We start from the raw sequence: 13229 nt of genomic DNA, 5'->3' as shown, positions 1-13229 counted from the left end.
TCAGGAATTCCAAGTGCAGGATATGTTAGGTAGCCGGATTTGTTAAGCGTACTCAGAAAATCAATCAAATATACCTGGTGTGGCTGTCTGGTGCTTGGCGCGCCTTCGGTGATGGCCGCGACGCCGAATCATGGCGGGCAATCCGGCTATATCAATATGCCCAGCGCCGTGGTGGAAACGGACGGCACCTTCAGCGTCGGCTACAGCTACGACAGTCCGTACGGCCAGTTATGGGCGACGGCGAATATCCTGCCTTTCCTGCAAATGACGGGACGTTATGTATCGATAACGGGTATTCCTGCATTTGGAAACAGTGATCCAGAATATGGCAAAGGATACGGCCGCTATAAAGATAAGGTAGTCGACGGGAAATTACGCCTGTGGACGGAAACGGAGTGGATGCCGTCGGTCGCCGTCGGCATGACGGACTTGTTCGGCACCGAGCTGTTCAAGGGACAATATGTGGTTGCCACCAAGACTTTTGGTGCTAGCAAGAATATCGAAGCAAGCCTCGGCTATGCGCACAGGCGCCCGGATGGCGTGTTCGCCGGTGTGCGCTGGACGCCGACCGCGCTGCCGCGCTGGTCCGTGGTGGCCGAGTACGATACAACGAATTACTTGCGCGACTTCCGCGCCAGCGAAACGAATGCGGACAAGCGTCGCAAGGGTGCTTCCGTGGGCCTGGAATACCGCTGGGGTTGGCTTGCCCTGCAAGCGGCACGCAGCCGCGACCAGTTCAGCGTGAACGCCTTTGTCAGCATTCCGTTTGGCGAACGCGAATTCGTGCCCAAGGTGTATGAACCGCCGTATTTCGTTGACGACAAGAATCCGCCGCCGCTGCCGAGCAAGGAAGAATGGCACCGCGATCCCGTGTATGGCGCCGACCTGGTCAATGCGCTGGTCAAACAGGACTACAAGAATATCCGTGTCGAGCAGGAAGGCAATGTCCTGAGCCTGAGCCTGACCAACAGCCGGATCTCGAACATGGGCCGCGCCGTTGGCCGTGCCGCGCGCACCGCCGTTGCCTTCACGCCGAAGGGCGTGACGACCCTGCGCATCACGTATACCAAGCTGGACCAGCCAATCGCCACCTACGAATTCTTTGACTTGCCAAAACTGAACGACTATTTGGCAGGCAAGATCGACCGCAAGGCCTTCCTCGACGTCGTGCTGCTGCGCTATCCGGAGAAAAGCGATGTCATCCGGGACGATCAGCAAGGCTGGCTGCAGGAATTCCTCGACCAGCCGGCGCCCGTCGTGGCCGCAGCACCGGCTCCGGCTCCGGTACCTGCCGCCGCATCGGCTCTGGCCATTGCGCCCACTGCGCCTGTCGTTGCAGCAACAGTGCCCGCGCCCGCAGCCGTCAAGGCAGCCAACGTCCTCAAGGACGACGGCAAGCTGGCCGTCGGCCTCGGTGTCGATGGCGACGTGGTGCAGATCAAATCGCTGGACCGGGAGGCGAACCGTTTCAAGATCGCTCCCAAGGTGGGCTTCTTCTTCAATGACCCGAGCGGCGCCTTCCGTTATTCGATTTCGGCCGTGGCCAATTACGACCGCCGCCTGGGCGACGGCCTGTACCTGAATACTGCCGCCAGCCTGCAGTTGCTGGAAACGGTATCGGGCGTCAAGCAGCCATCGAACAGCAACTTGCCGCACGTGCGCACGGATGTGGCGGAATACTTGCGCGGCGGGCGTTTTTCGCTGAGCCGCGTCTTGCTGAACAAATATGACAATCCCGCCGAGCGCGTGTATACCCGCATGTCGGCCGGCCTGTATGAAGATATGTTCCGTGGCGTCGGCGGCCAGGTATTGTACCTGCCGAAAGACAGCCGCTGGGCGGCCGACGTGGCCGTCGATGCCTTGCAGCAGCGTGGATTCAAGGGCTTGCTCGATTCGCATGACTACAAGACGGTGACGGCGATCGGTTCCCTGCATTACCGCTTGCCGCACGAGATTACCGTGACGGCACGCGCCGGCCGCTTCCTGGCCAAAGACACGGGCGTGCGCGTGGAATTCAAGCGCCGCTTCCAGTCCGGCATCGAAGTCGGCGCCTGGTACACGCATACGAACGGTAACGACATCACCAGCCCGGGCACGCCGTCGAAGCCGTACCAGGACCGTGGCATTTTCCTGTCCGTGCCGTTGAACAGCATGTTGCCGATGGATACGCAATCGACGGCCGGCTTCGCCCTTGCGCCATGGACGCGCGACGTGGGGCAGATGGTGGCGTCGCCGGGCGACCTGTACGACATGTTCGAGCGCCCGCGCGCCGACATGCACAGCTACGATGGCCTGGGCAACTTTGCCGAGCGTCCTGACGAACAGCACCTGCCTGCCGTCAATCCACCGGACCGGCCGTTTGTCAGCCCATGGCCCGCCATGCGCGCGCGCCTGGAGCAATCCGCCTCCGCCACGCCGAGCGCCCCTGAATGGCTCAAGGCGACGGCGGTGGTCGGTGGCGTGGTGCTGGCATCGGCCCTCAGCGACAAGCCCGTCGACCGTTTCGTCAAGAAGCACGAGGATTCCAAGGTCTACCGTAACTGGGACAAGCTGGGCAAGGCCATGCCGTATGCGGCGGTCGGCGCCGCCGCTGCCGCTTTCGCCCTGGGCGATGAGCGCATGCAAAATACGGGACTCATCTCCCTGCAATCGGTTGCTGCGGCAACGGGCGTGGCGGTGGCCGGCAAATATGCGTTTGGCCGCGCCCGTCCAGAGGAAGACCTTGGAGCATGGAGCCGCGTCGGCAGCGGCAGTTCCCGCTCGAATTCCTCCTTCCCTTCCGCGCATGCCGCCATTGGTTTTGCCGCCGTGACGCCGTTTGCCAAGGAATACGATGCGCCATGGCTGTACAGCGTGGCCGCCGTGGGTTCCGCCGGCCGCGTATTCGGCCGCAAGCATTGGGTCTCCGACACGGTCGCAGGCGGCATCGTCGGCTACGCGATGGGCAGCTGGCTGTGGCACGCGCAGCGCGACCAAAGCAAATCGGGCCTGTCGATCAATCCCGGACCGAAAGAAATCAGCGTGACCTGGCAGGGCAAGTATTAAGCGCGCATGGCGCTCTCCCTTTACTCATACAACATTCATCCAGACAAAGACCAGCATGAAAAAGCAATTTCGTACTTCCTCGCCTTTTGTGAAACACGTGATTTTCTCGGCCTGCCTGCTGGGCGCAACTTCTGCCTATGCCGCGGAGCAGGAACTTGGCGCGAATGACATGCCTCGCACGGACCTTTCCCGTGCTCAGGCGAATGAAATGGGCAGCAGCAGCTTGCCCAGCATTCGCAGTGGTCGCGGCGAGCAGCGGCAAGTTAAATCTTTGCCGGCCAACACAAGCACCAAACGCAGCGTGGCAGATGCCGACGCGCCAGTCGGCGCTTTCGAAGAGTATGTCGATGGCGTGACGGGCAAAAAACTGAGCATCTTCGGCAAGGATCTGTTCGGCGATGTGCCTTCCACCTTCGCGCCGCTTGATGGCGTACAAGTAAACCAGGAATACGTGATCGGCACGGGCGACGAGTTGCAGGTACGCGGCTGGGGCATGGTCGACATCGACGTCAGCGCCACGGTCGACCGCAGCGGCGCGATTTTCATTCCACGCGTCGGTTCCATCAAGGTCAGCGGCGTGCAGTACAAGGATTTGCAGGGCTATTTGAAAAAGGCCATCAGCAAGATCTACACCAATTTCGACCTGACGGCCAGCATCGCGCAAACGCGCGCCGTGCAGGTCTACGTGGTCGGCCATGCGGTACGTCCTGGCACGTATACCCTCAATTCCATGAGCACCTTGCTCAACGCCTTGTTCACCTCGGGCGGTCCGGATGCCACCGGCAGCATGCGCAATATCCAGCTCAAACGCGGCAAGGATACCGTCAGCACGTTCGATTTGTATGACATGCTGGTCAAGGGCGACAAGAGCCGCGACGTCACCCTGCGCGATGGCGATGTCATCTACATTCCTGAAGTGGGCCCGCTGGTGGCCTTGACCGGCAACGTGAAGCAACCGGCCATTTTTGAGTTGAAAGGTAGCGCGACACTGGCCGATGTACTGAGCTGGGCCGGCGGCTTTGATTCGGCAGCGGAAACGAAGCAAGTGATCGTTGAAAAGAACGTCGACAATCAATACAAGACGGTGGTGGAACTGATCGCCGACAAAACCGTCACCGGCACCCAGCTGGCGAGTATTCAGGTGAAACCGACCGATGTGCTGCGCGTGTTTGCACCAGGCGCCGTGCCGGTGCAGGCACAAATTCAGAACGAGTACGTGCGCGTGGCCGGCGAAGCCAAACAAAGCGGCATTTTCCTGCTGAAGAAAGGCGAAACTCTGCGCGAGTTGATCGCCCGCGTGGGCGGCGCCAATGAAAACGGCTACCTGTACGCCACCCAATTGAATCGCGAATCGGTACGGCGTGCCCAGCAAGCCAAGTTGAATGAAGTCGCGGACCGTTTTGAACGCGATCTGGAGTCGAATGCCACCCAGCGCATGACCGCCTCTGGCGACAAGGAAAATGCGGCAAAAACCGCCGCCGAGGTGGAGCAGCAGCGCCGCATCGTACAGAAACTGCGCACCATCAAGGCCGAGGGCCGCATCGTGCTCGATTTGCCTGGCGTCGACACGCAAATCAAGAACTTTCCCGACTTGCCCCTGCAGGATGGCGATACCATTGTGATCCCGCGCCGCCCAGGCACGGTGGATGTGCTTGGCTCGGTGTTCCAGCAAAACGCATTTGTCTACCGCCCGCAGCGCACGGTGAACGATTATGTCCAGCAAGCTGGTGGTATTACCGTCACGGCGGATAAATCCGAAATGTACGTGATACGCGCCGATGGCACGGCGCGAAGCGGGCAAAGTATGGGCTGGTTCAGCGGCCTTGGAGGCACGGCATTGAACCCGGGTGATACCGTGGTGGTGCCAGAAAAGATCGATCGCAGCACGTTTATGCAGAGTTTGAAAGAATGGACGTCTATCTTTTATCAATTTGGATTGGGTGCGGCTGGGTTGAAAGTGTTAAAAAATTGAGGGCATTTCGCGTGATTGGATTTCGTAGTAATTTTTATTGACGGTATATGCACTTCCAAACAAATGAATCAAAACGACACTTTGAAAATATATGATATGAAAGCGAACAATGTCTGAGTCTGTAAAACCTGCAGCGCAAGATGTGCTGGTCAGCCGTTCGAATGAAATTCGCATGGTCGATATTCTTATCGCTATGGCACGTCAGAAAACCTTGCTGATCAGCATGCCAATCATCGGTGGAGCTATTGCGCTGGCGATTACGTTGATGCTCAAGCCGGTATTTACCAGCAGCGCGGTGCTTTTGCCGCCACAACAGCAATCATCAGGAATGTCAGCCGTTCTGGGACAATTAGGGGGGTTGGGTGGCATGGCCGGTGGCTTGGGTAGTCTGAAAAATCCTGGCGATCTCTATATCGGCATGTTACAAAGCCGCACAGTTGCCGACATTTTAATTGATCGATTCAAGCTGAAAGAACGCTATGGAACTTCGACCATGGCGCGCACGCGGAAAACTCTGGAAGATTCTACAAAGATCGGTGCCGCTAAAAGTGGACTGATCACAATTGATGTGGAAGACCATGATGCGCAGGTGGCTGCGGATTTGGCCAATGCCTATGTCAAGGAACTCACGTTGATGACCGAAACCATGGCTGTCAGCGAAGCGTCGCGGCGCCGTGTGTTCTTTGCCAGGCAACTTGAAAGTGCCAAGGATAAATTGTCTGATGCCGAGGTTAATCTGAAAAAGGTGCAAGAAGCTACTGGCATGATCGAGTTGGCAGGTCAGGTTAAGGGCTTGATTGCGAATACTGCGCAATTGCAGGGGACGATCGCCGCGAAAGAGGTGCAGCTTTCTTCGATGCGTAGTTTTGCAACGGCTAATAATCCGGAGTTGATTCGCGTGCAAGACGAGATACGCGGTTTGAACGATCAGTTGTTCAAGTTGAATAAAGGCCAGCTATCCAAGAACGGCGATATCGCCATTCCGACCGGAAAGATACCCGAAGTTAGTATTGAATATATTCGTTCGTTGCGAGATGTGAAATATTATGAGACCATTTTTGAGTTGCTGGCGAAGCAGTTTGAAATGGCAAAAATTGATGAGGCCAAGGATGCGAACCTGATTCAAGTGTTGGATAAGGCGCTGCCGGCGGAAAAGAAATCGCGCCCGAAATCACAGCTCATTGTTCTGGGCGGCATCCTGGGTGGAGCGTTGCTTGGTGTAATTCTGGCCTTGTTCAGGGATTTTCTGCACCGTTCGAAATTGCAAAATCCGGATGAGCAGCGCTGGCAAGAATTGCGTGCGGCTCTGCGAAGCCGCTGATCAGCATGTCGCGCCACGAAGAAGTTCGTGCTGACTGGTCAAAATTATTTTAATTTATCAATTGGAAAAAAATGAAAGCTGTAATTCTTGCCGGGGGACTGGGCACCCGTATTAGTGAGGAAACTTCGACCAAACCAAAACCTATGGTGGAAATTGGCAGTAAGCCGATTTTGTGGCACATCATGAAAAGTTATTCCTCGCATGGCGTGAATGATTTTGTCATCTGCTGCGGTTACAAGGGCTATGTCATTAAGGAGTATTTTGCGAATTATTTTCTGCATACCTCCGACGTCACGTTCGACATGCAGAATAATCAGATGGAAGTGCATGCGCGTAATGCCGAACCCTGGAAAGTCACGCTGGTCGACACTGGCGACGAAACTATGACCGGTGGTCGCCTCAAACGCGTCGCCCCATATTTACGCGACGAAGAAAGTTTTTGCTTCACCTACGGGGACGGAGTCAGCGATGTTAACATCACCGAATTGATCGCTTTCCATAAGGCGCACGGCAAACTGGCGACCTTGACCGCGACTCAGCCGCCGGGACGTTTTGGCGCACTCAATCTGGATGGCCAGAAAATCAACAGCTTCATGGAAAAGCCGCAGGGTGACGGCGCCTGGATCAATGGCGGCTATTTCGTGCTGTCGCCAAAAGTCATCGATTATATTGATGGCGACGCTACCACTTGGGAAAAAGAACCGATGGAACGCCTGGCGCTGGCAGGCCAGCTCGATGCGCATTTCCATCATGGCTTCTGGCAACCAATGGATACCTTGCGTGACAAGATCCACCTGGAAGATTTGTGGCAGAAGGGTAAAGCGCCATGGAAATCCTGGGGCAATACATGATCAGTAACGAATTCCTGTTCTGAGCGGATCGATTTTGCTTGCAAAGAACATATTGATATTGAGCCTGGTGCATATAGTCCGTCTGGTGCTTCCGCTGTTGATTATTCCGGTATTGACCCGGCGCATCGGAGATAATGACTTCGGCATCTACATGTATGCCATTGCCTTTGCCGCCTGGCTATCGATTTTTGTGGAGTACGGATTCAATATCTCGTCCACGCGTGAAATCGCCTGCACGTCGGACCAAAAAGAGACCTGCAGGGTCATCCAGGGCACCCAGTCAGCCAAGCTGATACTGGCGCTGCTAACGCTTCCCCTGCTCGCAGGCGCGGTATTGTTCGTGCCGGTGTTTCAGGGGCATGCATACTGGGCCCTGGCAGCATGGCTGCTGGGCGTCTTGTCTGCATTGTCGCCCGTGTATTATTTTCAGGGCCGCGAGAGCTTGCGCCTGGTGGCGATTGCCGAGGCGTTATCGGGCTTGCTGACGCTGTTACTTGTGTTTTTCTTGATTCTGGGGAAAGCCGACTTTTACCGGCTGCCGATCATTATGGTCACCGCCCGGGGCGTGGGCTTGCTTATCCTGACCAGTCGCATGTATGCCAGTGCCGGTATGTCGCAGGTTCGCCTGTTTGATTTCGGCGCCGGCATACCGCTACTCAAGAGCGGATTTAACCTGTTTGTGTTCCAGGGGGCGATCAGTTTTTATACGTCTTTCAACGTGGTGTTCCTGGGCTTTATGTGTTCGCCGGCACAGGTCGGCGCGTATGCAGCGGCGGAACGCCTTATGCGCGCGGGGCTGGGTTTTATCGCGCAAGGCTCGAGTGCCATCTTCCCGCGCTTGAATGCGTTGAGAGGCCAGCAGGAGGCTAAGATGCGGCGCTTGCGCTTTCAGGTACTGATCGGTTTTATCGCGCTTGGCTTTGCCGGCATGGCTGCGACCTGGGTGATTGCGCCGTTTATTGTGAAGTACATGTTTCCAGGAAATTTTGTGGCGGTAGAAAATATCGTCGTCACCTTGGCCCTGGTGATTCCGGCTATCGCCATCAGCAACGTGCTCGGATTTCAGTATCTGTTGGTGGAGCGGCATGAGAAATTGTTTAACGCCATCATTGCCAGTGCTGCTGGCGTGAATATAGTGATGGCATACTTTCTGGTGAAACGCTATGAGGTGCAGGGCATGGCGGTGTCCTGGGTTGTGATTGAATGGGGAATTGCCGGCGCACTCGCCGTTGCGGTTTTCGTACTTAGAAAAAATAGAAATTCTCTTATTACAGGTTGATTATGTTCGGAAATATCTATAGTGGAAAAAAAGTACTTGTCACCGGCCATACCGGTTTCAAGGGAACCTGGCTGACGGCTTGGCTGCTGAAAATGGGCGCGCACGTCGCTGGATTTTCGGACTGCATTCCGACCAATCCATCTGTATTTGAAGAAACCGGCATGGCGGCGCGCATCGAGCATCATTTTGGTGATGTGCGCGACTTGCCGGCGGTGATGGCGGTGATCGACAGTTTCAAGCCGGACTTCATTTTCCACCTGGCGGCCCAGCCTATCGTCTCGGTGTCGTACAGTGATCCGGTCGACACGATCACCACGAATGTGGTCGGCACGGCGAATGTACTCGAAGCGTTGCGGATACTGAATCCGGAATGCGTCGCGGTGATGATCACGTCCGACAAGTGCTATGAAAACGTCGAATGGCTGTGGGGCTACAAGGAAACCGATCACCTTGGCGGGCGCGATATCTACAGCGGGTCGAAAGGGGCAGCCGAAGTCATCATTCACTCCTACTATTACTCGTTCTTCCGCAAGCCGGACTGCAAGGTGCGTATCGCCACCGGCCGCGCCGGCAATGTGATCGGCGGCGGCGACTGGGCAAAGGACCGCATCGTCGTCGACTGCATGCGTAACTGGTCGGAAGGGCGCCAAGTTGAAATCCGTAGCCCGTCCGCGACCCGTCCATGGCAGCATGTGCTCGAACCGCTGAGCGGCTATCTGACGCTGGGCGCCGCACTGTATGCCAATCCGAAACTGACGGGCGAATCGTTCAATTTCGGTCCGCGCTCGGAGCAGAACCGCTCGGTGCTGGAGTTGCTCAGCGACCTGAGCAAACATTGGCATTTCAAGCAGCCGGAAGAGGCGTACTCGGTGACCGGCAACATTCCGTTCCATGAAGCGGGCTTGTTGAAACTCAATTGCGACAAAGCGCTGTTCGAATTGCGCTGGGAAGCCAACCTCGGCTACAACGATTGCGTGCGTCTGGTCAGCGACTGGTACTACAAGTACTACAAGGAGTCGGCCGATATGTATTCACTGACCATGGGCCAGATCGATGAGTACGAGACACTGGCCGGCCAACGAGGTCTGGTATGGACCAAGTAAGCGATGCCCTGCCGGCGCCGCTGTTGACGCCGCTCAAGCAGATTTTCCATCCAAAAGGCGATGTCTACCATGCGCTCAAGGCCACCGATGCCGGTTATGCCGGCTTTGGCGAAGCCTATTTCACCACCGTGATCGAAGGGGAAACCAAGGGCTGGAAAAAACATCTGCGCATGCAGATGAACCTGGTGGTGCCGGTCGGGCAGGTGTGTTTTTATGTATATGACGAAAACACCGGCGTGACCACGCCTTACCTGCTCGGCACCGGCAACTATGCCCGGCTGACCGTGCCGCCTGGTTACTGGATGGCTTTTCGCGGCATGTCGGCCGGTACCAACTTGGTCTGCAACCTGGCCAGCATCGCACATGATCCGCTAGAAGCGATGAACGTGGCGCTGGAAACCTACCCGTTTGAGATACCAGCATGAAAATTCTTCTGACCGGCGCCAACGGCCTGCTCGGCAGCGCGATCATGGAGCGGGCGCGCCAGCTCGGGATCGCCTGCGAACCGATGGCGCGCCCCCAGCTGGGACGCGACACGGTGCAGCTGCTGCAGTCGAGTCTCGATGGATACGACGTGGTGATACACGCGGCAGCCAATACGAACGTGGAAAAATGCGAAGTCGAGCCAGAGAACTGCTATGCAGACAATTTCCTGTTGACCGAACTGATCGCCCAGGGCGCGGCCAAGGCCAGCGTCAGGATGGTATTTATCTCGAGCACCGGCATCTATGGTGCCTGGCAGGATACTCCGTACCGCGAGTATGACGCTGTGCTGCCGACCACCCATCACCACTGCAGCAAGCAGATGGGTGAGCAGGCAGTGCTGGCTGCGCATGGCGCCAACCTGGTGGTGCGCACCGGTTGGCTGTTCGGCGGCCCGGCCGCGAACCCGAAGAATTTCGTCGCGCGCCGCATCGAAGAAGCGCGGGGCGCCAGCGCCGGCTTCATCAGATCGAATCGCGAGCAGCGCGGCGTGCCCTGCTACAACGCCGACGTCGCGCAGCGCATCATCGAACTGTGCCAGTCGGATGCGGCCGGGATATACAACTGCGTCAACAGCGGCAATGCGTCGCGCCTGGAGTATGTGCAGGCGATCGTCGAGCTGGCAGGCCTGCAGGTCGAGGTGCGCCCGTCCGACGCCGCCAGCTTCAATCGCAAGGCGAAGGTATCGAACAATGAGATGGCGGAATGCTGGAAATCGGCCGCGCTGGGCTGGCCGGCACTGCCGTTGTGGCGCGACAGCTTGGCGCGCTATTTGAATGGCGAGTTAAAAGATTTTGGGAAATGATATGGGTGTCGAAACAATTGAGGTCGCTATCATCGGCGGTGGTATCGCCGGTTTGGGCGCTGCCCTGAAGGCGCGGGAGTCGGGCCAGCATGCTGTCATTTTCGAGGCGCGCCCCGCGGCGGGCGGCTTGCTCGACAATTTCGTAATCGACGGTTACCGTTTCGACCATGCGGTGCATCTGAGCTTTGCCAGCGAGGAAAAAGTGCGCGCGATTTTCGACCGTACGCCATACCTGACCCATCCGGCAGACTCGAATTGCTTTGATCAGGACCGCTGGCTCAAGCATCCGGTACAAAACAATCTGTACCCGCTGCCGGCCGACGACAAAGTGAAGCTGATCAAGTCATTCCTGGCACGCCCGGAAGAGCTGGGCGGCACCGATTATGAAAGCTGGCTACGGCACCAGTACGGAAATGGTATCGCGGAGCGTTACCCTATCCGCTACACGCAAAAATACTGGGCCACGCCCGCAGCCCAACTGTCGACCACCTGGATCGGCAATCGCATGCGCCGCGCCGAACTCGATGAAATCCTGTTCGGCGCGCTGTCTGCGCAGACGCCAAATACGTATTACACCAAAGAAATGCGCTATCCGGAAAAAGGCGGCTACAAGGCGTTCATCCAGCCGCTGATCGACGATGCCGACATACGGCTCGGTCATAAGGCTGTGCACATCGACGGCGAACGCAAGGAAATCACGTTTGAAAACGGCCACAAGGTTGCTTACCGGAGGCTGGTCAGCACCTTGCCGCTGCCGGTGCTGGCGAAGTTATTCGCCCCCGTGCCCGCCCCCGTGCTGCAGGCGGCCGGTACGCTGGCGGCGACCTCGATCGATCTGATCTCGGTGGCGTTCAACAAGCCGCTGGTCAAGGATCTGTGGTTCTACATCTACGACGACGATATCCTGGCCAGCCGCGCCTATTCGCCCTCGGTGAAGTCCCCTGAGAATGTCCCGACGGGCTGCAGTTCGCTGCAATTCGAGATCTACAGCAGGGGTACCAGTTCCCGCTTCGATGCGCAGCAGCTGAAAGAAAATACCCTGTATGCGCTGAAAAAAATGCAGATCGCTGATGAAGACGACATCGTTTTCATGGATCATCGTTTTCTTCAATACGGCAACGTGATATTCGATGCCGACATGGAGGCCAACCGCAAGGTGGTGCTGGACTGGGCACGCCAGGCTGGCGTCATGAGTTGCGGCCGCTTCGGCGAGTGGGATTATCTGTGGAGTAATCAGTCTTTCCTGAGCGGCTATAACGCTTTGACATGACGCTCGGTTTTGCTACCCACTTGGTAGCAGAAATTAAATAGATCATATAGCAGGTAATTTGTATGAAACGTGAATTTTCAATCATGATTCCAACCTTTGGCAGGCCACTGCTGTTGGAGCATGCCATCAAAAGCGCGCTGAGCCAGGATGCTGGAATTGACCTGGAAATCATTGTCGTTGACAACGACCATGACAGTAAATTCGACTCTGAAAAGGTGGTAAAAAAATTCTCTGACAAACGGCTCAGCTATGTCCGCAACCCGGTCAATCTGGGCATGTGTGGCAACTGGAATAAATGCATCGAGTTGGCCAGCAGCGAATGGATGACTATTCTGCACGACGATGATCAGCTGCACTCGGCCTATGTGGCCACGATCCTGCAGCGGATAAAAAAGACGCCTGAGCTGTCGATCATTGGTTGCGGCGTACGCCAGATTACCGATGCCTCCTTTGCCGATGAGGCTTTGCTCGACGTCAGCAATGCCACCGCCTATCTGCATCTGAACAGTATGGATGTATTGCGTTGCTGTCCGTATTATCCGGTGGGCGTGGCGTTCAACAAGGCAGCGGCCAGCAAGATCAACGGTTTCGATGCGGCGAAATATCCGTGTTTGGACTATGACATGTGGTATCGCATGTTGCGTGACTACCAAGGTGGCTTGCTTTCCGCGCGGCTGGCGTTTTACCGCAAGTTCGAGAACGAATCGGCGCGCGGCGACGTCCTGGCGGGTTTCCTGCTTGAATCCTACCAGATTCGGCAACAAGTGATCGCTACCTTTCCGGCTCCGTTGGAGTACTTTCTGGAGGTCTATAGCCAGCGACGCATCATGGCCGACAAGGAAAACTTGGAGAGCGTCTGGGGTACGCCGATCGATATGGCCCTGGTGGACAACATAGAGCATCAAACGCGGCCGGGATTCATCGAGAAAGTGGTCTCAACTGTAGTCAAGGTGCTGGTAGTTGCCTGCTCGGGACGCAAGTCTTACAAATTGGCGGTTTGACGCGCTGCCCTGTCGGCTGGCAGTTACCGACGCGCGCACGGCGCTGCAAAATATGCAAGATCGCCAGGATAAGGCGTTGCTGTTCACATTTCAAAGGTT

Annotated in this window: 10 protein-coding genes; all 10 read left to right on the top strand. The window is 56.6% G+C overall.

Annotated features, from left to right (window positions below):
- The first annotated feature begins 111 nt into the window (after positions 1-111).
- The 10 genes from J0O65_RS01455 (at position 112) to J0O65_RS01410 (ending at position 13130) form a co-directional block, all read left to right on the top strand.
- Entirely contained in the window at positions 112-3045 is a 2934-nt protein-coding gene (locus J0O65_RS01455) for a YjbH domain-containing protein (RefSeq protein WP_215403636.1), read from the top strand.
- A gap of 301 nt (positions 3046-3346) precedes the next feature.
- A complete protein-coding gene (locus J0O65_RS01450; RefSeq protein ID WP_215403407.1) occupies positions 3347-5017 on the top strand; it encodes an SLBB domain-containing protein in 1671 nt (556 codons plus the stop codon).
- A gap of 109 nt (positions 5018-5126) precedes the next feature.
- Complete coding sequence (locus J0O65_RS01445; RefSeq protein ID WP_215403406.1) at positions 5127-6338, top strand: GNVR domain-containing protein; 1212 nt, start codon at positions 5127-5129, stop codon at positions 6336-6338.
- Positions 6339-6409: 71 nt separating this feature from the next.
- Positions 6410-7189 carry a glucose-1-phosphate cytidylyltransferase gene (gene rfbF, locus J0O65_RS01440; protein ID WP_215403405.1) on the top strand — a complete coding sequence of 260 codons (780 nt, stop codon included), beginning with the start codon at positions 6410-6412 and terminating at the stop codon, positions 7187-7189.
- 34 nt (positions 7190-7223) lie between these two features.
- A complete protein-coding gene (locus J0O65_RS01435; RefSeq protein WP_215403404.1) occupies positions 7224-8468 on the top strand; it encodes an oligosaccharide flippase family protein in 1245 nt (414 codons plus the stop codon).
- A 2-nt stretch (positions 8469-8470) separates the two neighbouring features.
- Entirely contained in the window at positions 8471-9571 is a 1101-nt protein-coding gene (rfbG, locus tag J0O65_RS01430; protein WP_215403403.1) for a CDP-glucose 4,6-dehydratase, read from the top strand.
- Positions 9559-9996 carry a dTDP-4-dehydrorhamnose 3,5-epimerase gene (locus J0O65_RS01425; RefSeq protein WP_215403401.1) on the top strand — a complete coding sequence of 146 codons (438 nt, stop codon included), beginning with the start codon at positions 9559-9561 and terminating at the stop codon, positions 9994-9996. The genes rfbG and J0O65_RS01425 overlap by 13 nt, the downstream gene beginning before the upstream one ends.
- Complete coding sequence (locus tag J0O65_RS01420) at positions 9993-10859, top strand: SDR family oxidoreductase (protein ID WP_215403399.1); 867 nt, start codon at positions 9993-9995, stop codon at positions 10857-10859. The genes J0O65_RS01425 and J0O65_RS01420 overlap by 4 nt, the downstream gene beginning before the upstream one ends.
- A gap of 1 nt (position 10860) precedes the next feature.
- Positions 10861-12129, top strand: a complete 1269-nt coding sequence (locus J0O65_RS01415) for a protoporphyrinogen/coproporphyrinogen oxidase (protein WP_215403397.1) — start codon at positions 10861-10863, stop codon at positions 12127-12129.
- Between the two features lie 62 nt (positions 12130-12191).
- Complete coding sequence (locus tag J0O65_RS01410) at positions 12192-13130, top strand: glycosyltransferase family 2 protein (RefSeq protein WP_215403396.1); 939 nt, start codon at positions 12192-12194, stop codon at positions 13128-13130.
- Positions 13131-13229 lie beyond the last annotated feature (99 nt).

Source organism: Janthinobacterium sp. JC611, assembly GCF_018682595.1.
Lineage (GTDB): Bacteria > Pseudomonadota > Gammaproteobacteria > Burkholderiales > Burkholderiaceae_D > Janthinobacterium.
Note: the sequence above shows the minus strand (reverse complement) of the source record. Positions and strands in the feature narration are given on the sequence as shown.

What these genes read in the sequence shown, in the direction of transcription:
- J0O65_RS01455 (WP_215403636.1), top strand. Translation starts at nt 112, where the DNA reads ATGGCCGCGACGCCGAATCATGGCGGGCAATCCGGCTATATCAATATG.
- J0O65_RS01445 (WP_215403406.1), top strand. Translation starts at nt 5,127, where the DNA reads ATGTCTGAGTCTGTAAAACCTGCAGCGCAAGATGTGCTGGTCAGCCGT.
- J0O65_RS01415 (WP_215403397.1), top strand. Translation starts at nt 10,861, where the DNA reads ATGGGTGTCGAAACAATTGAGGTCGCTATCATCGGCGGTGGTATCGCC.
- rfbF (WP_215403405.1), top strand. Translation starts at nt 6,410, where the DNA reads ATGAAAGCTGTAATTCTTGCCGGGGGACTGGGCACCCGTATTAGTGAG.
- J0O65_RS01410 (WP_215403396.1), top strand. Translation starts at nt 12,192, where the DNA reads ATGAAACGTGAATTTTCAATCATGATTCCAACCTTTGGCAGGCCACTG.
- J0O65_RS01425 (WP_215403401.1), top strand. Translation starts at nt 9,559, where the DNA reads ATGGACCAAGTAAGCGATGCCCTGCCGGCGCCGCTGTTGACGCCGCTC.
- J0O65_RS01420 (WP_215403399.1), top strand. Translation starts at nt 9,993, where the DNA reads ATGAAAATTCTTCTGACCGGCGCCAACGGCCTGCTCGGCAGCGCGATC.
- rfbG (WP_215403403.1), top strand. Translation starts at nt 8,471, where the DNA reads ATGTTCGGAAATATCTATAGTGGAAAAAAAGTACTTGTCACCGGCCAT.